Origin of the sequence: Micromonospora sp. NPDC048905 (assembly GCF_040649655.1) — a bacterium.
Lineage (GTDB): Bacteria > Actinomycetota > Actinomycetes > Mycobacteriales > Micromonosporaceae > Micromonospora.
In genome coordinates, this window is the sequence record NZ_JBEZFV010000014.1 from 67,793 (window position 1) to 87,770 (window position 19,978).

Consider the following 19,978-nt stretch of genomic DNA (forward strand, 5'->3'; position numbering starts at 1 on the left):
GTCTTTCCGGACCCGAGTCCATCATCGCCGGCCGCGGCGCCCCGTGGAAGACCGCGGCGACGGCCGGCGGACCCCCGCTGGACGACCGCGCTCAGCGGCCGAGCGCCAGCAGCAATGCGGTCGTGACCAACCCCGCGCCGAGCACCACGATGATCGGCCGGGGTCCGAGCACCGCGTGCCGCCGGTCGGCCAGCACCCGCGCCGGCGCCAGCCCGACCAACGGCCCGAACAGGGTCACCACCAGCGCCAGCACCGGCATCCCGACCGCCAGGTCGCCGCCGTACCCGACGCCCAACGCCCGTGCCCCGGCCCCCAGCGCGTACGCGAACACCGCACCGCCCACCCCGCAGAGCGCCAGCAGGGGGTTGACCGAACCCGGCAGCTCACCCGGCTGGCCGGCCCGGTCGAGCAGGTCCCGGGCCCGGGTGAGGAGCGCCAGCGCGTCGGTGGCCCCGCCGCTGTTCGCCGGAGCGGGCGGGCCGCCGAGACGACGGGCGCCGAGGCGGGTACGCACCTGCTGCCACAGGTGCGCCACCTCGGCGTCGACGCGTTCCTGCTGCTCGCGCGCCTCGACGAGTTCCACCTCGGCGTGCTGGACCTGCTCGGCGGCGTCGGCGACGGCCCGCTCGGCAGCCGCGCACTGCCGCTCGTACCAGGTGTGCGCCTCGGCGCGCTGCTCACCCACCCGTGCGGTCAGCTCGGCCAGTCGCCGCAACTGCGCCGCGTACGTCTCGCTGGCCACTGGTTCGTTCATCGCGACGGTCCGTAAGGGATGATCACCTGTCCGGTGCGGTGGACCGCCCGGTCGAAGAAGAGCCCGCGCCACGGGCGGGGATACCAGTCCGGGCCGCCGGTGCCGGGGTAGAGCGAGGAGCCCAGCTCGCCGCCGTGCGCGTCCAGCGCCACCCAGGCGCCGATCTGGTCGGTGCGGGCGGCCGGACCACCGAGGTCGGCGCGCATCCGGGCCACACCCCGCCACCAGGCCAGCACGTGCGTCCGTCGTTCCGGCCCGTCGTGCAGGATCCGGCGTAGCTGTTCCAGGCCGGTGCGCCGGCCAGCGCGGGCGGCCAGCGCGCCGGCCGCCGCGTCGACCGCGAACAGCAGCAGGTAGTGCGGGCTTCCCGGCCCGGTCAGGCTGTCGGCCGTCTCGGCCATCAGCTCGCCCACGGTCTCCTCGTCGTACCAGGCGGCGTCGTCGGCCAGGTCGTCGTAGAGGGCGCGGGCCATCGGGTCGGCGTCCGCGTCGAGGCAGGCGATGGAGAACCGGGCGGTGCCGGGCGGATGTTGGCGGGCCAGTGACCGGGCCGCCGCGTCCAGTACCGCGCACGCCTCGTCCACCCGGGTGCCGAGCACGGCGAGGTTACGCCCCGGGGCGCGCGGCAGGCGCAGCGCCGCCGAGCGGGACTGCACGTCGATGATCTCGCCGAGCAGGGCCACCGGGCTGCGCGGCACGCTCCCGTCCGGGGGTGCGGCGAGCGCCCGGAAGTCCGGGGCGTCCGCCAGCCGGGGGATCGCGTCGCCGTCGAAGAGTCGGGCCGGCGCCGCGTCGGGCGGGCGCATCCGCCACAGCCGGTGCTGCAACCCGCTCCACGTCTCCCAGTCGCTGGCCGACGGGATCCGGGCGACCTCGTTGCCCTCCACCATCCCCGACTCGGCGTTGACGACCGCGTGCCAGCGGGGCAGCGACTGTGCCGCGTCGTTGCGTTCGGCGAGGATCCGCAGCGCCTTGGGCAGCGCGATGCGCAGGGTGAACTGGGCGACGAGCGCGGGCCGCCCCCACAGCGCCTCGATGCCCCGCACGTCCTGCGAGGCGAGCACCAGGTGGATGCCCTGCGACCGGCCGCGCCGGGCCAGGTCCTCCAGCAGGTCGGCCGCCTCCCGGGCGACCACGTCCCGACCGGCCAGCAGCATCTGGAACTCGTCGACCACCGCGACGATCCGCGGCCAGTGCCCGGTCGGGTCGACCGCCCGCAGCTCGGCCAGCTTGGTGACCTCGTGCTTCTTGGCCGCGTCGGCGCGCCGGCGCAGCTCCTCGGCGAGGAACCGCAGCAGCGCCAGGCCGAACTCCCGGTCGGTGTTCACGTTGATGCCGACCAGGCGCATGTGCGGCAACCAGCTCGGGTCACGGCGGCCCTGCGCGAACCGCGCGAAGGACACCCCCTCCTTGAAGTCCAGCAGATAGAACTCCAGCTCGGCGGGGGAGTAGCGGGCGGCGAGCGCGCCGATCCACGCGAAGATCAGGTTGGTCTTGCCGGTGCCGGACGGCCCACCGATCAGCGCGTGCGGCGGGTAGTCGCCCAACGACAGCCGTACCGGTCGACCCTGCGGCCCCTCACCGATCGGGGCGGTCAACCCGTCGGCGGAATCCTCCCGCCACATCAGCTCGGGCGGGGGCAGCAGGTCCGCGAACGGGGTCGGCGGCGGGCCGGCGTTCACCTGGACGGCGATCTCCCGGCACGTCTCGGTGACGAGCGTCGCCGGTGGCGGCGGATCCAGCCGGACCGGCAGCCCGGCCGACCCGCCGATGCGCGCACCGGCGGCCCCGGCGACCACCCGGGTCACCGTCGGGTCCTCCGGCACCGGCACCCCGTGCACCACCAGGTGCACCCCGCAGGCCGCGCCGGCACGGACCACCCGGTCCAGTTGGCCGCGCTCGTGCCGGTTGAGTTCGTCGCCGCCGAGCAGCACCGCCACCCGCCACGGTTCGGGTCGCCGGCCGGTCGCGGCGGCCAGTTCCCGCAGCGAGGCGTACTCGCCGGCGAGCACCGTCTCGTTGATCCGGCGGATCTGCTCCACCAGGTCGTCGAGCAGGGGACCCAGCCCACCGGGGCCGACGAAGGTGAGCAGCCCCGCCGTGCCCAGCGGCGCGAACCCGGCCAGGCCGCCGCCGAGCTGCTCCGGGTCGTACCCGACCAGCCGTACCGCCCCGGGGTCGGCGCGGCCGGCGGCCCGCAGCAGCAACGCGGACACCACCGCGTCGCAGCCGGCCCGATCGTCTCCGGAGAGGTGGACGTGGCCGGCGTCGAGCAGCGGCACCAGCGCGGGCACCGGATCGACGCCGTCGATCCGGACCGTGCCGACCCGCAGCGCGCCGGGCGGCTCCGCGCGCCGCGTCGGCGTCGGCGCCCACCCCACCCAGTCGGCCCCCGCGCAGCCGGGCGCCTCCTGCCGGGCCGCCTCGGCGGCGCGCCGGGCCAGCTCGGCGATCCGGGCGGAGTAGCGGGCGTCGATCTCGGCGATGCGGCGGTCCCGCTGGGCGCCCACCCGCTCCGGTACGGCGGCTGCCGCCCGCTGGACCCGGGCCAGTCGTTCCCGCCCGGCGGTCAGTTCCGCCTGGGCGGCGGACAGCCGGGTACGGGTGGCTCCCAGCGCCTCGGCCAGGCTGTCCCGGATTCGCCCGGCCAGCTGACCACGCCGGTCAGCCATCGGAGCTCCGACGCGTCGGCGCGTCCCGCCACGGGCTGCCCGAACGCGGCGGCAACCCACCGGAGCGCTGTCCACCCGCATCCCCCGGCCGCCGAACCGCACCACCAGGACGCGCACCCACGCCGCCGTGCTGACCCGCGCCGCCTGGCTGACCCGCTCCGCCGTGTTGACCTGCGCGGCCCGCACCGCGTTGCTGGCCCGCGCCGCCCGATTGGCCCGCGCCGCCCGGTTGACCCGCTCCGCGTTGGTCGCCCGCGCCGGCTGGTTGGCCCGCGCCGGAGGGCAGGTCCCGGCCGAGACGGGCGAGCAGCAGCCCGGTCGCCACACCGGCGGTCACCGCGGAGTCGGCGGCGTGCGGCGGCTCCCCGGAGGCACGCGGCGGCGGCATCCGGCACACCCGGGTCAGCAGCGTCTCCAGCACCGGCGGCGGCAGCCCGGGCAGCAGGTCGCGGACCCGCCCGTCCAACTCCCCGCGCAACCGACCGAGGTCGGCGGCGCGCGGCGGATGCCCCAGCAGCTCACCGGCCAGCTCGCGCAGCAGCGGCGGCGCCAGCGCCGCCATCCCCAGCCCCACGTCGGCCGGCGCCCGCCGCAGCTCCGTGCGGAGCCGGTCCCGGTCGCCGGAGCGGACACCACCCACCACTCGGCGCAGCAGTTCCTGGGAGTCGTTCACCCGCTCGTCGGGCTCGTCGTCGGCGCCCTCGCGCCCGCCGGTCAGCTCCGCCACCCGCACCGACCACCAGCGGCGCATCCGGACCTGCTCGGTCGGCTCCGGGGCGACCGCGCTGGGACCGGCCGCCGGCGGCGTGTCGTGTCGGGGAGCGCGTTGCTCGGGGCGGGGCGCCGGAGCGCCGTCCGCGCCCAACCCGATCGCCGCCAGATACGCCGAGAGCTGCTCCTGCGCCACCCGTAGCGCGTAGCCGGCGCTCTCGGCGTGCTCGGTCGCGGCGGACAACTCCGGCACCCCCATCGGGTTGGCCGACTCCTGGCGGACCCAGCGCAGTCGCTCCGCGGCCAGGCCGAACTTCTCCAACGCCTGTCCGAGCAGGGCCAGCGGGAACTCCTCGCTGGCGGCGCGGACCTGCCCACCGACGTCCTCGATGATGGACATGGCGGCCTACAGGGTCGCGACGTAGAGCTGCGCCTGCTCGACCGCGACAAGTGTCGCGGCGAGACACTCCTCCAGCTCCTGGCTGGCCTGTGTCAGCGACGCCTGGGCCGCCTCCACTGTCTCGTGCCCGCTGCCCTCCAGCGCGCCGGCCAGGGTCTGCTGCGCCTCGGCCAGTTTCTCGCCGGCCGCCTGCACGGCTGTCTGCCCGTCACCGATCTGTTGGAGGGCGACATCGATGGCAGCCTTCAGCTCGGCGACGCTCGCCACGGCGGAACCTCCTGGGGGCGGGGAGATCTCCATTAGAGCCTATCGGCCGCCGCGAAAGAACATCCGCCCTGTCGGTGTTCCTGCCCGCCTGTCCGGAAGGCACCTGGAAGTGCCGGGAGTCCGTTCTGTGGGACTCCCAGTGCGAGAACTTCTCAGTTCTCCCGGAGCCAGCGCGGTCCGTACACCTCCGCGCCCAGGGCCGTGACCCGCTCGCGCAGCTCCCGGTCCGCGGTGACCACCAACCGACGCCGAAGCGGTGCGCCCGCGACCAGGTCGACCACGCTGTCGTCGCCGGAGCCGGGTGCGGAGACCACCCGGACGCCGTCGGTCCCGGGTACGTCCCGCGCGGCACCCTCGACCACCAGCACCACCTCCACCGGTGCCGGCAGTCGGGCCGGCAACCCGATGGTCGCCACCGGCGCGAGCGAGTCGCGCAGACGGGCGGCCGCACCGGCCCGGTCACGCCACCACCCGTTCGGGCGGGAGCCCACCACGTTGGCGCCATCCACGATCAGCAGCGGGGTCTCATCCATCCGGCCAGCCTGCCACCAAACGGCCTGTCCCGACCCGACGCCACTCCCGGGATGCCGGTACGCCGTCTCCCGCGGCGTTTGTCGGGGCGCGCGCCGGGTAGCCCCTGCCGACCGTGCCGCGCCCGACTGCGGAGGACAGACATGATGGGACCCGGTGACACCGGCTCCGACCCGTGGGACGAATTCCTGGCCAGGTACTTCGGTCGGGGCGAGGGAGGACGCCGACCGCCGCACCGGGTCGACATCACCCGACTCATGACCGCGGACGCCCGGGAAATGCTGGCCGACGCGGCCCGACGGGCCGCGCAACGCCACAGCAACGACCTGGACACCGACCACCTGCTCTGGGCGGCGCTGCAACGCGAACCGCTACGTGACCTGGTACGCCGGGCCGGAGCAGACCCGGACACCCTGCTCAACGCGCTCGGCGGCAAGGGCGACGGCGCGCCACGCGGAGAGGTGCCGCCCAACCTGTCGCTGACCCCGGCCGCCAAGCGGGCGCTGCTCGACGCCCACCAACTGTCCCGGGCGATGGGCGCCAACTACATCGGCCCCGAGCACATCCTGATGGCGCTGCCGCTCAACCCGGAGTCGCCGGCCGGTCGGATGCTGGCCGCCGGCCGGATCCAACCCGAGTCGCTGCAGGCCGCCAACGCCGAGCGTGGACCGATGACCGGGCCCAAGCCGGATCGCGGCACGCCCACCCTCGACCAGTACGGGCAGGACCTCACCGAGCTGGCGCGGATGGACCAGATCGACCCGGTGGTGGGACGCGCCGACGAGATCGAGCAGGCCATCGAGATCCTGTCCCGGCGCACCAAGAACAACCCGGTGCTGATCGGGGAGGCCGGCGTCGGCAAGACCGCCATCGTGGAGGGGCTGGCCGAACGGATCTGCGACGGGGACGTGCCGCAGACCCTGCTCGGCAAGCGGGTCGTCCAACTCGACCTGGCGGGCCTGGTCGCCGGCACCCGCTACCGGGGCGACTTCGAGGAACGGCTGAAGAAGGTGATCGACGAGATCCGGGCGCACCGGGACGAGCTGATCATCTTCATGGACGAGATCCACACGTTGGTCGGGGCGGGCGGCGCCGGCAGCGAGGGCGGCATGGACGCGTCCAACATGCTCAAACCCGCCCTCGCCCGCGGCGAGCTGCGGGTGATCGGCGCGACCACCCTCGACGAGTACCGCAAGAGCATCGAGAAGGACGCCGCGCTGGCCCGACGCTTCCAACCGGTGCTGGTGCCCGAGCCCAGCGTCGACGACACCATCGCGATCCTGCGTGGCCTGCGCGACAGGTACGAGGCCCACCACCAGGTGCGCTTCAGCGACGAGGCGCTCGTCGCCGCCGCCGAGCTGTCCGACCGGTACGTCACCGACCGGTTCCTGCCCGACAAGGCCATCGACCTGATCGACCAGGCCGGCGCCCGGGTGCGGTTGCGGACCCGTACGCCCGCCTCCGACGTGCGGGAGCTGGAGCAGGAGCTCGACGAGGTACGCCGGGACAAGGAACAGGCCGTCACCGACGAGCAGTACGAGCGCGCTTCCGCCCTGCGGGACCGGATCTCCGAGCTGGAGGGGGACATCCGTCGCGCGAACGGTGACGACGGCTCGTCCACCTCGCAGGTGCCCGAGGTGGGTCCGCAGGAGATCGCCGAGGTGGTCTCCCGGGCCACCGGCATCCCGGTCAGCCAGCTCACCGAGGAGGAACGCGACCGGCTGCTGCGCCTGGAGGGGCACCTGCACCAGAAGGTGGTCGGCCAGGACGACGCGGTCACCGCCGTCGCCGAGGCCGTCCGTCGCTCCCGGGCCGGGCTGGCCGACCCGGAACGACCGATGGGCAGCTTCCTGTTCCTCGGCCCGACGGGTGTCGGCAAGACCGAGCTGGCCCGTGCCCTGGCCGAGGCGCTGTTCGGCGAGGCGGACCGGATGGTCCGGGTGGACATGAGCGAGTTCCAGGAACGGCACACGGTCAGTCGACTGGTCGGCGCTCCACCCGGATACGTCGGCTACGAGGAGGCCGGTCAGCTCACCGAGGCGGTGCGCCGCCGCCCGTACGCGGTGGTGCTGCTAGACGAGATCGAGAAGGCCCACCCGGACGTGTTCAACATCCTGCTCCAGGTGCTCGACGACGGGCGGCTGACCGACAGTCAGGGTCGCACGGTGAACTTCAAGAACACCGTGCTGATCATGACGAGCAACCTCGGCTCGGAGCTGATCACCGGCGCCCAGCGCTCGGTCGGCTTCGGCAGCGGGGACGTGGGCAGCGAGCAGGAGAACGACGAACTGCGGGAGCGACTGATGCGCCGCCTGCAGGAGAACTTCCGCCCGGAGTTCCTCAACCGCATCGACGAGGTCATCATCTTCCGCCGGCTGGAGGCCGAGCAGCTGCGCGACATCACCGCGCTGCTGTTGGAGGAGACCCGCCGCCGCATGCACGCCCAGGACCTCCAGGTGGAGTTCACCACCGCCGGCATCGACTGGCTCGCCGAGCACGGCTACCAGCCGGAGTTCGGCGCCCGTCCGCTGCGTCGGGTCATCCAGCGGGAGGTCGACAACCACCTGTCCCGGATGCTGCTGGAGTCGGCGATCTCACCGGGGCAGAAGGTCACGGTGGACGTCCGCGACGGGGCGCTCACCTTCGACGTGACCGCGGGCGAGCGGGGGTACACCGCCGCCACGACCACCCACCCGCGATGAGCGGGCCGGCGCGACGAGACGAGCACGAGGACCCGCACGAGCCCACGAAAGCCCGGGACGAGGACGACCATCCCGACCCGATCCTGGCGCCGCCCACCGCGAACCCCCGCCGTACGCGGGTGCCCGCGGAGGGCCTGCATCCCAAGACCGACCAGGACGACCCGGAGACGTCCGGGAAACCGCCCGGAGAGGAGACCTGATGGTACGCGAAGCGCGGCTCGACCCCGAGGTGGAAGTCCTCTGGGAGGACTTCCACGCCGAGGTCAACGTCCCGTCGGAGCAACTGCGGACGTGGTTGCTGACCAGGGGTTCCGGGGAGGAGTCGTTCAGCCCGAACCCGAACCTCGACCTGCCCCAGCCGGGCCGGGAGATCCTCAAGGTGCTGAACAAACGCAAGGTCGACCTCACCCCGGAGGACATCGAGGTGATGCGGGAGGCGGTCGAGCGGATCCGCGAGCTGATGGACGCCAAGCCGTCGCGCGGCAACGCCGACGACACCTGGCGGCACTCGCTGCTCGACCTCGGACACGACCCGCTCGTCGAACTCTGAACGACACCACGCGCGAACGGTGCCGTCCCGGCCGGGGACGGCACCGATCGCGTCTGCGCTACTGGCCCTGGTCCGGTTCCAGGCTGGCGATGGTCAGCCCCGCCGCGTCGGCGGCGGCGTCGCGGTCGGTGCGGGTCTGGTCCTCCCGGGTGAGCAGGTTGGCGTACTCGGTGACGGCGGCCGGGTCGGGCACCTGCGGCAGGCGGCGCAGGAACGCCTCCACCGCACGGGTGGCGGCGGTGTGCGCGGCGGCCGCCTCGCGGAGCAGTTCCCGGTCGTCGGCGGGCGGGTAGAGGTCGGTCATGTCCGCCAGATACCCGGCCCACGGCGGTTCGCACCGCCACCGGCCGGTTACCTCCCGCTCAGCCCGGTCGGACCCCGGTGGGCTGCCGGACGCCGAACGCCGGGTGACGCAGCAGCCAGTCCAGGTACGCGGGATGCGGGGCCAACGAGTCGACGTACGCCGCCTTCGCCGTCTGCACCATCAGGTCGGCCTCCCGGGCGGCGGGGGAGTCCGGATGCCAGCCGAGCAGGAGCCGCCAGCGCAGCGGTACGCCGGCGAGACGGCGGGTGACCAACCCGGCCACCGGGCGGAACGTCGCCTGGCACAGCGCGATCGCCACCCCGGCCTCCACCAGGTCGACGCAGCCGCGGATGTCGGTCTCGTACACCTTGCGGGGGGTGAATCCGGCGCGCGCGCAGGCGGTGGCGAAGCAGTCGGCGAAGCAGCCGTCGCCCGGGGCGGCCACCCACTGCTCGTGCCGCAGGTCCGCCAGGCGCACCTCGTCGTGCGCGGCGAGGGGGTGCGTCTCGGGCAGCAGCACCAGCACCGGGTCGATGGCCACCTCCTGCCAGCTCAACCCGAACCCCGCCGACGGGCTGGCGTCGCCGCACACCCCGGTGAGGGCGAAGTCCAGTCGGCCGCCCGCCACCAACTGCGCCAGCTCGTCCACCGACCAGGAGGCGAGCGTGGTGATCTGGGCCGGCGGCTGCTCGGCCGCCAGACGGTGCACCATCCGGCCCAGGATCGGGCTGTTCACCCCACCGAACCGGTAGCACGGCGGCGCGTCGCCGGCCCCGGCCAGCCGGGCCGCCTCGTCCTGCAACCCCTTCATCGCCGGCAGCAGCACCCGGGCCCGAGCCAGCACCAGCTCACCGAGAGCGGTGGGCCGGGCGCCGCGCCGGTCCCGGTCGAACAGCGGGCCGCCCAGGGTCCGCTCGATGCGCTGGAGCTGGGCGGTCAGCGCCGGCTGGGCCAGGCCGAGCGCCGACGCCGCCTTCGTCACACTCCCCGTCTCCGCGATCGCGCAGACCACCCGCAGGTGACGCAGCTCCAGGTTCATACCGTGACGGTAGGACTACACGTCAGTCGGCGGAATAGCCCGAGCGGATCGGTGATAATGAATGCACCTGGGATCGCCGCCGCCGTCAGTCCCGCGGCGACTCCGGCAGGTCCGCCAGGTACGTCGGCCGGCGGGTCACCGCGTCGAGCACCTTGTCCACCACCCCGACCGCCGGCTCCACGATCCGGTTCCACGGAGGGGTGGCCGGAGTGCCCGGGTGCGGCCGGGTCGGTGCGGCCTCCTCGGCGATCTCCAGCCGGTTGCCCAGCCGGATCAGCTCCTCCTGGGTCGCGACCGCGCGCAGCTCGGTGACGAGCGCACCCACCCCGTCGACGTGGTGGCGGACCCGCTCGGCGATCTCGGCCAACGCCTCGTCGGTCGCGCCCTTCAGGGCGCTGAGCAGACTGGCGTCGGCGTTGATCTCGGCGTCCACCCGCTCGGCGGCCGCCGGCAGCGCGGCGCGTACCGCCGGCAGCAGGTACTGCTCCTCAGCGGAGAGGTGCCGCGACAACGCGGCGGTGAGCACCGGCAGCCCTTCCCGCGGTGTGGCGTCCGGGCCGGTCAGCTGGTCCAGCAGCGCCACCAGTTGACGGTGCTCCCGATCGACGATGTCGGCGATGTTGCGGCCACCGGGTCGGTAGCCCTCCTCGGGTGCGGGTGCGGGCGGCAGCGGCGGCAGGGGAACGGCGGACATGGTGCCCTCCTCGACTGGCGGGCGGAAGCTCCGGCAGGGATGTGCGGTCGTGGGCGGCGGTACCCGAACCCGCTCCCGGCGAAACCGGGCCCGTCGATGCGCCGGCGCGTGGCCACCGGTGTGCCGGCCCGCGTGCACCGGTGCGCCGCCCGGCCGACCGGGGCCGGCTGGTATGAAGAGGCGATGACGAGCGATGCGGCCTCCACCCGACCCGACCCCAGCGCGGAGGTCGTGGACCTCTGCCGCGACCTGCTGCGCATCGACACCACCAACACGGGGGACAACGACACGAGCGTCGGCGAGCGCCGCGCCGCCGAGTACGTGGCGGAGAAGCTCGCCGAGGTGGGCGTGGAGTCCGTCCTGCACGAGGCCGCGCCGGGCCGGGCGAACGTGGTGGCCCGCATCCCCGGCACCGACCCGAGCCGGGGCGCGCTGCTGGTGCACGGCCACCTGGACGTGGTGCCCGCCGACGCCGACGAGTGGTCGGTGCACCCGTTCTCCGGCGAGCTGCGCGACGGTTACCTCTGGGGCCGCGGCGCGATCGACATGAAGGACTTCGACGCGATGGTGCTCGCCGTGGTGCGGCACTGGCAGCGCACCGGCGTACGGCCACCGCGGGACATCGTGCTCGCCTACACCGCCGACGAGGAGGCGGGCAGCGACTACGGCGCGCGTTTCCTGGTGGAGAACCACCAGGACCTCTTCGACGGCTGCACGGAGGCGATCGGGGAGGTCGGCGGTTTCTCCTACTCGGTCAACGACAGCCAGCGGCTCTACCTGATCGAGACCGCCGAGAAGGGCATCGACTGGCTGCGGCTGCACGCCAAGGGTCGCCCCGGGCACGGCTCGATGGTGCACGACGACAACGCGGTCACCGCGCTCGCCGAGGCGGTCGCCCGGATCGGCCGGCACCGCTTCCCGGTGGTGGTCACCGACACCGTGCGGGCCTTCCTGGAGGAGGTCTCCGACCTGCTCGGCGTCGAGCTCGACCCGGAGGACCCGGAGACGGCCATCGCGAAACTCGGCCCGATCGCCAACATCATCGGGGCGACCATCCGCAACACCGCCAACCCGACCCGGCTCGACGCCGGCTACAAGGACAACGTCATCCCCGGCCGGGCCACCGCCACGATCGACTGCCGCAGCCTGCCCGGCCAGTCCGAGCTGCTGGAGCGGCAGCTGCGGGAGCTCGTCGGCCCGGACATCGCGATCGAGTACATCCAGCGGCAGCCCGCGCTGGAGACCACCTTCGACGGCGACCTCGTCGAGGCCATGTCGGCGGCGCTGCGCGCCGAGGACCCGGGGGCGCGTCCGGTCCCGTACATGCTCTCCGGCGGCACCGACGCCAAGGCGTTCTCCCAGCTCGGCATCCGCTGCTTCGGGTTCGCCCCGCTGCGGCTGCCCGCCGACCTGAACTTCTCGGCGTTGTTCCACGGCATCGACGAGCGGGTTCCGGTCGACGGACTACAGTTCGGCGTGCGGGTTCTCGACCGGTTCCTCCGCACCTGCTAGCCGCGCCCGGCGCTGCATCCGGCGCGCGACCTCCCCAACGTGAAGGGACTGCCCCACATGACCGACCAGCACGGTGAGCTGGACGCCGCTCTCGAGCGGGTGATCGAAGCGGCCCGCCACCACCTGGCCGCCGTACGCGCCGCGCAGGGCCGCGTCGACGACGACGACGTCTGGCAGGCGTACGTGGCGTTGAACAACGCCTCCTTCGCGTACGACGAGCGGTTGCTCGACGCCTTCGGCGAGGTGACGCCGTGGGATGTCGACTCGATCGACCCGGACGAGGCCGACGAGCGCTTCGGCGGCCCCGAGGGTTCCGAGGCCAGCGACCCGCACCCCCGGGTGATCTCGGTGCGGCAGCGTCGCGACTACCGGGTGCCGAGCGTCGCCGCGCTGCTGCGGGTGGCCGAGGCGGCCCGCCGCGAGGGCACCCCGGAGGACGACGAGCCGGCGCCGGTGGAGGGCGTCGGCGAGGCGGTGCTGGAGTTGCTGCAGAGCGGCGACGGCTCGCTCGGCGCGCTGGACGTCCCCGAGCTGGAGCCCCTCGACGGGGTGGTGATGGTCAGCGAGGTGGGCACGCCGGTCGATCTGGAGTCGTTCGACGACGACGACGCGGTCGGTCCGTTCCAGCCGGCGGTCGACGACCGCCTGGTCGGCCGGCTCGACGAGCACCCGTTCGTGGAGCTCGACGACGATCACGACCACGCCGGGCACCAGCACTAGGGCGCACCAAGGCCGTTCGACGCCCGGGGTCCACGTGGCCCCGGGCGTCCGGCCGTCAGTACGACAGGCCCGGCTGCGGCTGGTTGACCCGCCGCCGCCGCAGCACCACCTGCCGCGTGCCGTCCCGGTACAACCGCACCCGGGCCAACTCCCATCCGGAGAACTCCGCCTGGATCGCCAACTGCGCCGCCGCGGTCAACCGGTCGACGTTCGGCGGCAGCCGCAGTGGCGCGTATTCGTAGTCCATGCCATCCATGCTGCCCAGCCCAGCGGCTGTTCGCCACCCCCTTGGGGGTGACCAACGACGCTGCCGTGGGGTGGTTCGTGCCGACCTGTGCGCCCCTGCCCCGTGCAGCGTGCTGTCCGTGCCACGGGGTGGTGCCGGGTGGCCGGGAATCGTATCGTCGGTGCGCTCGACTCGTGGGGGAGGAACGGCATGCCGCCGGACATCGACGTCGACGTGCGGGCGGTCCGTCGACTGGAGACCGCCGCCCGCCGCCTCGACAGCTCGCTCGCCGCGGTCGAGGCGGACTGGATCAACCAGCGTGTCTTCGGGCAACCGCCGGCGGGCCGGTCGGGAGGGGACGCGTGATGTCAGGGGAGCGGGGCCGGCTGGGTCGGTTCACCGACGCGGTGCTCGGCGGCGCGCGGGCGGCCCGGGACAAGGCCCGTGAGCTGCGCGACGAGTTCCGCACGAGCGACGAACCCGAACGGGCCCTCGTCGCGCCACTGCTGCCCGGGCAGGAGCTGCGGTACGTGGGGCTCGGCCCGGTCGGCGCCCCGCAGACCCACAAGGCCGGGCGGCAGCTCGCCGGTGTGATGGCCGACGAGTTCGTCGACTCGCTCGACCCGAAGGTGCTGTTCGGGTTGCTCAACATCGTCAACCCGGTGGTCTGGGTGGACGCGGTGCTGACGCCGGTCCGGCTGGCGGCGGGCCTGCTGCTGCTGCCCGCCAAGGCCGCTGCCGTCGCGGCCGGTGTGCCGGAGGCGGCCGAACCGGAGCCGGTCCCGTCACCGCAGCGGGCGCAGCGGGATCCCATCCCGCTCACCGAGGAACAGGAGGCGTTCCGCGCCCTGTTCCGGCTCAGCCTGTACCGCCCGCTGGCCGACCAGCTCGCCGAGATCGCCTACCGCCGCCGGTACGTCTTCAGCGGCGACCTCGCCACCCTCGCCGGCAGCCTGCTGCTCTTCCTGGAGCGGTACAACGGCACCCCGCTGGCGGTGACCGACACCCATCTGCACCTGCTGCGGATGGGTCCCCGCCCGGACGCCGACCGCCCCGACCGGCGCCAACCGCGGGTCCTGTGGAGTGTGCGACGTGACCGGGTGGCCCGGATCGACTCGGAGCGCGGCGCGGCCGGGTTCGTGCAGCTGACCTCCACGATCGTCTTCGACGACGACTCGTGGATCCGACTCACCCAGCCCGCGGTCCGCGACGACCAGTCGCGCTTCCTGACCGCGATCCACGACCTCCCCGGGCAGCGCCCGTCGCCCTGACGCCCTGCCCCGGCATGCACCTGCCGCCGTGCCGCGCCCAAGATCGCGCCGTGCCCAGGATCGCGCTCGATCCATGATGTAGTGGCTACGTCGTCGTGGGATGCCACCGCATCCAGGATCGAGCACGATCTTGCCGAGTGCCGCAACCGGGGGCGAGGAACATCGCCGGTCAGCCGTCGCGTTCGGGGTAGCCCAACGGCACCGCCGAGACGTCGTCCAGCGCGGTGGTGATCTCCTCCGGCAGGGTGATCCGTTCCACGGGCAGCGCGCCGAGCAGTTGGCCGACCGTGCGTGCGCCGAGGATCGGCGCGGTCACCCCAGGCCGGTCCCGGATCCACGCCAATGCCACCTCCAGCGGTGACACCCCCAGGCCGCCAGCCGCGGTGGCCACCGCCTCCACGATGCTGGAGCAGCGCGGCTCCAGGTACGTCGAGACGAACCGCTCGAAGTGCGGCGACGCGGCTCGGGAGTCCGCGGGACGGCCGTGCCGGTACTTGCCGGTCAGCACGCCCCGACCCAGCGGTGACCAGGGCAGCAGGCCGAGGCCGAGCGCGTCGCACGCGGGCAGCACCTCCCGCTCCACGCCCCGCTCCAGCAGCGAGTACTCCACCTGGGTGGCGACCACGGGTGCCCGCCCCGGCCAGGCGGTCTGCCAGGCGGCGGCGCGTGCGGTCTGCCAGCCGGAGAAGTTCGACACGCCGACGTAGCGAACCTTGCCGCTGGCCACCGCGTGGTCCAACGCCGCGAGGGTCTCCTCCAGCGGGGTGTCCGGGTCGTACCCGTGCACCTGGAACAGGTCGACGTGGTCGGTGCCGAGGCGGCGCAGCGACGCGTCCAACGTCCGCAGCAGGTGCCCCCGGGAGCCGTCGCGACGTCGACCACTGCCCGGGCGCAGCCCCGCCTTGGTGGCGATCAGCAGCTCGTCGCGGGGCACGAGGGTGCCCAGCAGCGACCCGATCACCGACTCGGCGTCGCCGTCGCCGTACACGTCGGCGGTGTCGATCAGGTTGCCGCCCGCGTCCAGGTAACTCTTCAGCTGGGCGGCCGCGTCGTCGGCGTCGGTGTCCCGGCCCCAGGTCATGGTGCCGAGCGCGAGCCGGGAAACCGCCAGCCCGCTTCGGCCGAGCGGTCGCTGTTGCATGGGTGAACCTTATTTCGAACCTGCCGCCACGGATATCCTCGCTCCCGTATCTCTGCCGGTTCTGCCGGTTCCGCCGCCGTGGGCTGCCCCGATGGAGGGGGAGCGAAGGTGTCGAGCCGGTGATCGAGTCCGTTTTCGGCATTGCGTAACCTGGTGCGACCTGTGCCACGGATGGGGGAGGACCAGTGCGACTCGGGCTCAGTCTCGGATACCAGACAGCGTGGAGCACACCGGCCGACCACCTGGCCCTCGCCCAGGAGGCGGACCGGCTGGGCTACTCGGTGGTGTGGGCGGCGGAGGCCTACGGCTCCGACTCGCCCAGCATGCTCGCCTGGATGGCCGGCCAGACCGAACGGATCGACGTCGGCGCCGCGGTGATGCAGATCCCCGCCCGTACGCCGGCCGCCACCGCCATGACCGCCGCCACCATCGACGCGCTCTCCGGTGGCCGGTTCCGGCTCGGCCTGGGTGTCTCCGGTCCGCAGGTGTCGGAGGGCTGGCACGGTGTGCGCTTCGCCAAGCCCCTCGCGCGGACCCGCGAGTTCGTCGACATCGTGAAGCTGGCCATCGCCCGCAAGGAGGTGGCCTACGACGGGCAGCACTACACGCTGCCGCTGCCGGACGGCCCGGGTAAGGCCCTGCGGTTGGGTTTCCATCCACCCCGCGAGCACATACCGATCTACCTGGCGGCGGTCGGCCCGAAGAACCTGGAGCTGGCGGGTGAGATCGCCGACGGCTGGCTGGCCGTGTTCTACGCCCCGGAGTTCGCCGAGGAGCAGCTCGCCTCGGTCCGCGCCGGTCGGGCGAAGGTCGGCAAGGAGTTGGCCGGGTTCGACGTGGTGCCCTCGGTGCCCGTGGTGATCGGCGACGACGTGGCCTCCTGCGCCGAGCTGGTCCGCTGGTACGCGGCGCTGTACGTGGGCGGCATGGGCAGCCGCGAGCAGAACTTCTACAACCAGCTCGCCACCCGGATGGGGTACGGCGACGCCGCCCGCGACGTGCAGGACCTGTACCTGGCCAAGCGGCAGCGCGACGCCGCCGCGGCCGTACCCATGGAGTTCATCGACCGCACCTCACTGCTCGGCCCGAAGGAGCGCGTCGCCGAGCGGATGCGGGAGTACGCTGCCGCCGGCGTCACCACGCTGTCGGTGAGCCTGTTCGTCGCCGACCGGGACAGCGGTGTGCAGACCCTGCGTACCGTCGCCGAGGCACTGGAGCTTTCGGGAGTCGGCGAGTGACCTGGGTTGAGGCCATCGTCCTGGGCATCGTCCAGGGACTGACCGAGTTTCTTCCGGTCAGCTCGTCGGGGCATCTGCGGATCACCTCGGCGATCTTCTTCGACCGGGACGCCGGCGCGTCGTTCACCGCGGTCACCCAGCTCGGCACCGAGGCGGCCGTGCTGATCTACTTCGCCAAGGACATCTGGCGGATCACCCGGACCTGGCTGGTGGGCATCCGGGACACGTCGGTCCGCTCCAGCCTCGACTACCGGATGGGCTGGTACGTGATCGTCGGCTCGATTCCGATCGGGTTGTTCGGTTTCCTGTTCAAGGACCAGATCAAGACCGCGGGGCGCAACCTGTGGGTCGTGGCGACCACGCTCATCGTGTTCGCCTTCGTGCTGGCGTTCGCGGAGTACTGGGGGCGGCAGACCCGCACCCTGGAGAACTTCCGGATGAAGGACGGCATCGTGATGGGCTTCGCCCAGGCGATGGCGCTGGTCCCCGGGGTGTCCCGCTCCGGTGGCACGCTCACCGCCGGCCTGCTGCTCAACCTCACCCGGGAGGCGGCGGCACGGTACTCGTTCCTGCTGGCCATCCCGGCGGTGGTGATGTCCGGCGTGTTCAGCCTCGGGGACGTCTTCGAGCCGTCCGCCCCGGGCACCTCCGTGCCGACGGTGGCCCAGACGATCGTGGCCACCCTCATCGCCTTCGGCATCGGGTACGCGGCCATCGCCTGGTTGCTGCGCTACGTCGCCCACCACACCCTGTACGTCTTCGTGCTGTACCGGGTGGCGCTGGGCACGCTGGTCCTGGCGCTGCTGCTGACCGGCGCGATCGACGCCACCTGAGCGACCCGCCGACGACGGCCCCCGACCCCGCCCGTGCGCGGAGTCGGGGGCCGCGGTCGTCCTCCCGCCGCCCACGACGGCCGGGCACGGGGTCCAGGTCATAGGGTGGTCTCCGTGGCGACCCTTCTGCTCTTGCGACACGGCCGAACCACGGCGAACGCCGATGGCGGCCTCGCCGGCCGCCAACCGGTCGAACTGGACGACACCGGACGCGCCCAGGCCACCGCGGTCGGCGAGCGACTGCGGGCGGTGCCACTGGCCGCCGTGGTGACCAGCCCGCTCATCCGGTGCCGGCAGACCCTGGAGTTGGCGCTCCCGCAGGCCACCCCGGTGGTCGAGGACGGGCTGATCGAGTGCGACTACGGCAGTTGGGAGGGGCAGCCGCTGAAGAAGCTCGCCAAGGAGCCACTCTGGCCGGTTGTCCAGCAGCACCCCAGCGCGGCGGTCTTCCCGGGTGGGGAGGCGATGGCGGCGATGGCGGCGCGTGCCGTGGCGGCGGTGCGCTCCTGGGACGCCCGGGTGAGCGCCGAACACGGGCCGGAGGCGGTCTGGCTGGCGTGTAGCCACGGCGACGTGATCAAGGCCATCGTGGCGGACGCGCTCGGCGTACACCTGGATGCCTTTCAGCGGATCGTGGCCGACCCGGCGTCGGTGACGGCGATCCGGTTCACGCCGCTGCGTCCGTTTCTGGTGCGGCTCAACGACACCGGCGGCGACCTGGCGGCGCTGGTGCCGCCGCCGGCCAAGCGGCGTCGGCGCGCGAGCCGCGTGGCCGACTCGGACGCGGCCGTCGGCGGCGGCGCGGGCGTGTCGCGGTGAGGCACGTCACGACACCGCCCCCGGTCGGGGCGTTCTGGCACGCCGAAGAGGCCGCCACGCCCGGGTGTAACCCCTGGCACACCAGGCGCGCCGCACCTCGGGCGATTCGGGTCGGTGGGGTGCGCGGTGCCCTGGCGGGCCGGATAGGGTCGTGGGTATGACCCACCAGGTGCACGCCTTCGAACCGCCGGAGCGGTTCGTCGCCGGGACTGTCGGGCCGCCGGGGGAGCGCGCGTTCTTCCTGCAGGCCCGCGGCGGCGGCAGGCTGGTCAGCGTCGCGCTGGAAAAGGTTCAGGTGTCCCTGCTCGCCGAGAAGCTGGAGGAGCTGCTCACCGAGGCGCAACGTCGCTTCGGGGTGGACCTGCCCGAGCTGGCCCCGGTGATCGGCGACAACGAGCCACTGGACACGCCCGTCGACGAGGAGTTCCGCGTCGGCACCCTCGGGCTGGCCTTCGACGTGGACACCGCGACCGTGGTGATCGAGGCGATCGCCGCGGGCGAGGTGGAGCCCGAGGTCGAGTTGGGCGACGAGGACGACGAGGACCCCGACGACGACGATGTCGAGGACGACGAGCCGGACGAGGACCTCGACCGGCTCCGGGTCCGGCTCACCCCGCAGGCGACCCGTCAGTTCATCGAGCGGGCCCGGCGAGTGGTCAACGCGGGTCGGCCTCCGTGCCCACTCTGCGGCCAACCGTTGGACCCCGCCGGGCACCTCTGCCCGCGGCACAACGGTTATCACCGGTGACCTCGTCCGGCCTCCAGCCTCGCCAGGACGGCGACGCGGCGCTGCGGCTGCTGCGAGACGGCACGCTCGACCTGGAGGGTCGGCTGGTCGACGCGTCGAACACCACGTTGCGCGGCATTCTGACGTTGGACGGGGCCACCGCGCGCTGCGTCTACAAACCGGTACGCGGTGAGCGTCCGCTCTGGGACTTCCCCGACGGCACGCTGGCCGGGCGGGAGGTCTCGGCGTATCTGGTCTCCCGGGCCACCGGCTGGGGCCTGGTGCCGCCCACGGTGCTGCGCGACGGCCCGTTCGGCCCCGGCTCCTGCCAGCTGTGGATCGACGAGCCGGAGGACGCCGACCCACTTGTGGGTTTCCTGCCGGCCGGGGAGCTGCCGCCACGCTGGTTCCCGATCGCCGCGGCCCGTGACGACGACGGCACGGCGTACGCCCTCGCGCACGCCGACGACCCACGGCTGGCACGTCTCGCGGTGCTCGACGCGGTGATCAACAACGCGGACCGTAAGGGCGCTCACGTGCTGGTCGGCGCCGACGACCGGATCTACGGCGTGGACCACGGGGTGAGCTTCCACGTGGAGGACAAGCTGCGCACGGTGCTCTGGGGCTGGGCCGGCAAGCAGTTGCCCCCGGATGCCGTGGAGATGCTCGACGGGCTCGCCGGGCAGGTCGCCGGGGCGCTCGGCGCGGAGTTGGCCGACCACCTCACCATCAGCGAGGTGACCGAGGTGGCCGCCCGGGTCGACAGGTTGCGCGAGACCGGCCGCTTCCCGCAGCCACCGGAGGACTGGCCGGCGATTCCCTGGCCGCCCATGTGAGCCGCTGTCATCTTGATCACCCGTGGGGCGC

Annotated in this window: 22 protein-coding genes; 12 read left to right on the forward strand and 10 right to left on the reverse strand. The window is 73.4% G+C overall.

Annotated features, from left to right (window positions below; translation table 11 throughout):
• Positions 1-91: 91 nt before the first annotated feature.
• From AB0C01_RS28425 to AB0C01_RS28445, 5 genes are all read right to left on the reverse strand, one after another.
• Positions 92-754 (reverse strand): hypothetical protein, encoded by a 663-nt coding sequence (locus AB0C01_RS28425; RefSeq protein ID WP_357572581.1) that lies wholly within the window; start codon positions 752-754, stop codon positions 92-94.
• A complete protein-coding gene (locus tag AB0C01_RS28430; RefSeq protein ID WP_357572582.1) occupies positions 751-3,426 on the reverse strand; it encodes an FtsK/SpoIIIE domain-containing protein in 2,676 nt (891 codons plus the stop codon). Before AB0C01_RS28430 ends, AB0C01_RS28425 begins: the two co-directional genes overlap by 4 nt.
• Positions 3,419-4,537: a hypothetical protein gene (locus AB0C01_RS28435; protein ID WP_357572583.1), complete on the reverse strand. Its 1,119-nt coding sequence runs from the start codon at positions 4,535-4,537 to the stop codon at positions 3,419-3,421. Before AB0C01_RS28435 ends, AB0C01_RS28430 begins: the two co-directional genes overlap by 8 nt.
• 6 nt (positions 4,538-4,543) lie before the next feature.
• Entirely contained in the window at positions 4,544-4,804 is a 261-nt protein-coding gene (locus AB0C01_RS28440; RefSeq protein WP_030504016.1) for a hypothetical protein, read from the reverse strand.
• Positions 4,805-4,956: 152 nt separating this feature from the next.
• Positions 4,957-5,337 carry a hypothetical protein gene (locus AB0C01_RS28445; RefSeq protein WP_357254133.1) on the reverse strand — a complete coding sequence of 127 codons (381 nt, stop codon included), beginning with the start codon at positions 5,335-5,337 and terminating at the stop codon, positions 4,957-4,959.
• A gap of 141 nt (positions 5,338-5,478) precedes the next feature.
• On the opposite strand from AB0C01_RS28445, the gene AB0C01_RS28450 reads away from it, so the two are divergent.
• Genes AB0C01_RS28450 through AB0C01_RS28460 form a run of 3 tightly spaced genes read left to right on the forward strand, consistent with a single transcriptional unit; the run spans position 5,479 to position 8,587 of the window.
• On the forward strand, positions 5,479-8,037 hold the full coding sequence (locus tag AB0C01_RS28450) for an ATP-dependent Clp protease ATP-binding subunit (protein WP_357572584.1): 2,559 nt from the start codon (positions 5,479-5,481) through the stop codon (positions 8,035-8,037).
• Complete coding sequence (locus tag AB0C01_RS28455; RefSeq protein ID WP_357254137.1) at positions 8,034-8,237, forward strand: hypothetical protein; 204 nt, start codon at positions 8,034-8,036, stop codon at positions 8,235-8,237. The genes AB0C01_RS28450 and AB0C01_RS28455 overlap by 4 nt, the downstream gene beginning before the upstream one ends.
• Entirely contained in the window at positions 8,237-8,587 is a 351-nt protein-coding gene (locus AB0C01_RS28460) for a DUF3140 domain-containing protein (protein ID WP_357254139.1), read from the forward strand. The genes AB0C01_RS28455 and AB0C01_RS28460 overlap by 1 nt, the downstream gene beginning before the upstream one ends.
• A gap of 58 nt (positions 8,588-8,645) precedes the next feature.
• Here AB0C01_RS28460 and AB0C01_RS28465 read toward each other — a convergent pair whose 3' ends face one another.
• From AB0C01_RS28465 to AB0C01_RS28475, 3 genes are all read right to left on the reverse strand, one after another.
• A complete protein-coding gene (locus AB0C01_RS28465) occupies positions 8,646-8,891 on the reverse strand; it encodes a hypothetical protein (RefSeq protein WP_357254141.1) in 246 nt (81 codons plus the stop codon).
• 58 nt (positions 8,892-8,949) lie between these two features.
• Complete coding sequence (locus AB0C01_RS28470; RefSeq protein WP_357254143.1) at positions 8,950-9,930, reverse strand: LysR family transcriptional regulator; 981 nt, start codon at positions 9,928-9,930, stop codon at positions 8,950-8,952.
• Between the two features lie 85 nt (positions 9,931-10,015).
• Positions 10,016-10,624, reverse strand: coding sequence for a hemerythrin domain-containing protein (locus AB0C01_RS28475; RefSeq protein WP_357254145.1), 609 nt, complete (start codon positions 10,622-10,624; stop codon positions 10,016-10,018).
• A gap of 183 nt (positions 10,625-10,807) precedes the next feature.
• Between AB0C01_RS28475 and AB0C01_RS28480 the strand changes: the two genes are divergently transcribed.
• Positions 10,808-12,136 carry a M20/M25/M40 family metallo-hydrolase gene (locus tag AB0C01_RS28480; RefSeq protein WP_357254147.1) on the forward strand — a complete coding sequence of 443 codons (1,329 nt, stop codon included), beginning with the start codon at positions 10,808-10,810 and terminating at the stop codon, positions 12,134-12,136.
• Between the two features lie 57 nt (positions 12,137-12,193).
• On the forward strand, positions 12,194-12,856 hold the full coding sequence (locus tag AB0C01_RS28485; protein ID WP_357254149.1) for a hypothetical protein: 663 nt from the start codon (positions 12,194-12,196) through the stop codon (positions 12,854-12,856).
• A 55-nt stretch (positions 12,857-12,911) separates the two neighbouring features.
• Here the strand turns inward: AB0C01_RS28485 and AB0C01_RS28490 are convergent, their stop codons facing one another.
• Complete coding sequence (locus tag AB0C01_RS28490) at positions 12,912-13,103, reverse strand: DUF5703 family protein (RefSeq protein WP_013734349.1); 192 nt, start codon at positions 13,101-13,103, stop codon at positions 12,912-12,914.
• Between the two features lie 138 nt (positions 13,104-13,241).
• On the opposite strand from AB0C01_RS28490, the gene AB0C01_RS28495 reads away from it, so the two are divergent.
• Positions 13,242-13,448 carry a hypothetical protein gene (locus AB0C01_RS28495; RefSeq protein ID WP_357572585.1) on the forward strand — a complete coding sequence of 69 codons (207 nt, stop codon included), beginning with the start codon at positions 13,242-13,244 and terminating at the stop codon, positions 13,446-13,448.
• On the forward strand, positions 13,448-14,353 hold the full coding sequence (locus AB0C01_RS28500; protein WP_357572586.1) for a hypothetical protein: 906 nt from the start codon (positions 13,448-13,450) through the stop codon (positions 14,351-14,353). Before AB0C01_RS28495 ends, AB0C01_RS28500 begins: the two co-directional genes overlap by 1 nt.
• 169 nt (positions 14,354-14,522) lie before the next feature.
• Here the strand turns inward: AB0C01_RS28500 and AB0C01_RS28505 are convergent, their stop codons facing one another.
• Positions 14,523-15,494, reverse strand: a complete 972-nt coding sequence (locus AB0C01_RS28505) for an aldo/keto reductase (protein ID WP_357254155.1) — start codon at positions 15,492-15,494, stop codon at positions 14,523-14,525.
• A 185-nt stretch (positions 15,495-15,679) separates the two neighbouring features.
• On the opposite strand from AB0C01_RS28505, the gene AB0C01_RS28510 reads away from it, so the two are divergent.
• The 5 genes from AB0C01_RS28510 (at position 15,680) to AB0C01_RS28530 (ending at position 19,947) form a co-directional block, all read left to right on the forward strand.
• Complete coding sequence (locus AB0C01_RS28510) at positions 15,680-16,732, forward strand: LLM class F420-dependent oxidoreductase (RefSeq protein WP_357572587.1); 1,053 nt, start codon at positions 15,680-15,682, stop codon at positions 16,730-16,732.
• A complete protein-coding gene (locus AB0C01_RS28515; protein ID WP_357254159.1) occupies positions 16,729-17,565 on the forward strand; it encodes an undecaprenyl-diphosphate phosphatase in 837 nt (278 codons plus the stop codon). Before AB0C01_RS28510 ends, AB0C01_RS28515 begins: the two co-directional genes overlap by 4 nt.
• Positions 17,566-17,670: 105 nt before the next feature.
• Positions 17,671-18,384, forward strand: coding sequence for an MSMEG_4193 family putative phosphomutase (locus AB0C01_RS28520; protein WP_357254161.1), 714 nt, complete (start codon positions 17,671-17,673; stop codon positions 18,382-18,384).
• A 157-nt stretch (positions 18,385-18,541) separates the two neighbouring features.
• Positions 18,542-19,132, forward strand: coding sequence for a DUF3090 domain-containing protein (locus AB0C01_RS28525; RefSeq protein ID WP_357254163.1), 591 nt, complete (start codon positions 18,542-18,544; stop codon positions 19,130-19,132).
• Complete coding sequence (locus tag AB0C01_RS28530; protein ID WP_357572588.1) at positions 19,129-19,947, forward strand: SCO1664 family protein; 819 nt, start codon at positions 19,129-19,131, stop codon at positions 19,945-19,947. Before AB0C01_RS28525 ends, AB0C01_RS28530 begins: the two co-directional genes overlap by 4 nt.
• Positions 19,948-19,978 lie beyond the last annotated feature (31 nt).

Bases quoted from the DNA above. Each gene is read 5' to 3' on its own strand.
- AB0C01_RS28455 (WP_357254137.1), top strand. From the start codon at position 8,034: ATGAGCGGGCCGGCGCGACGAGACGAGCACGAGGACCCGCACGAGCCC.
- AB0C01_RS28470 (WP_357254143.1), bottom strand. From the start codon at position 9,930: ATGAACCTGGAGCTGCGTCACCTGCGGGTGGTCTGCGCGATCGCGGAG.
- AB0C01_RS28475 (WP_357254145.1), bottom strand. From the start codon at position 10,624: ATGTCCGCCGTTCCCCTGCCGCCGCTGCCGCCCGCACCCGCACCCGAG.
- AB0C01_RS28525 (WP_357254163.1), top strand. From the start codon at position 18,542: ATGACCCACCAGGTGCACGCCTTCGAACCGCCGGAGCGGTTCGTCGCC.
- AB0C01_RS28450 (WP_357572584.1), top strand. From the start codon at position 5,479: ATGATGGGACCCGGTGACACCGGCTCCGACCCGTGGGACGAATTCCTG.
- AB0C01_RS28480 (WP_357254147.1), top strand. From the start codon at position 10,808: ATGACGAGCGATGCGGCCTCCACCCGACCCGACCCCAGCGCGGAGGTC.
- AB0C01_RS28425 (WP_357572581.1), bottom strand. From the start codon at position 754: ATGAACGAACCAGTGGCCAGCGAGACGTACGCGGCGCAGTTGCGGCGA.
- AB0C01_RS28430 (WP_357572582.1), bottom strand. From the start codon at position 3,426: ATGGCTGACCGGCGTGGTCAGCTGGCCGGGCGAATCCGGGACAGCCTG.
- AB0C01_RS28500 (WP_357572586.1), top strand. From the start codon at position 13,448: ATGTCAGGGGAGCGGGGCCGGCTGGGTCGGTTCACCGACGCGGTGCTC.
- AB0C01_RS28490 (WP_013734349.1), bottom strand. From the start codon at position 13,103: ATGGACTACGAATACGCGCCACTGCGGCTGCCGCCGAACGTCGACCGG.
- AB0C01_RS28485 (WP_357254149.1), top strand. From the start codon at position 12,194: ATGACCGACCAGCACGGTGAGCTGGACGCCGCTCTCGAGCGGGTGATC.
- AB0C01_RS28445 (WP_357254133.1), bottom strand. From the start codon at position 5,337: ATGGATGAGACCCCGCTGCTGATCGTGGATGGCGCCAACGTGGTGGGC.
- AB0C01_RS28435 (WP_357572583.1), bottom strand. From the start codon at position 4,537: ATGTCCATCATCGAGGACGTCGGTGGGCAGGTCCGCGCCGCCAGCGAG.
- AB0C01_RS28505 (WP_357254155.1), bottom strand. From the start codon at position 15,494: ATGCAACAGCGACCGCTCGGCCGAAGCGGGCTGGCGGTTTCCCGGCTC.
- AB0C01_RS28465 (WP_357254141.1), bottom strand. From the start codon at position 8,891: ATGACCGACCTCTACCCGCCCGCCGACGACCGGGAACTGCTCCGCGAG.
- AB0C01_RS28460 (WP_357254139.1), top strand. From the start codon at position 8,237: ATGGTACGCGAAGCGCGGCTCGACCCCGAGGTGGAAGTCCTCTGGGAG.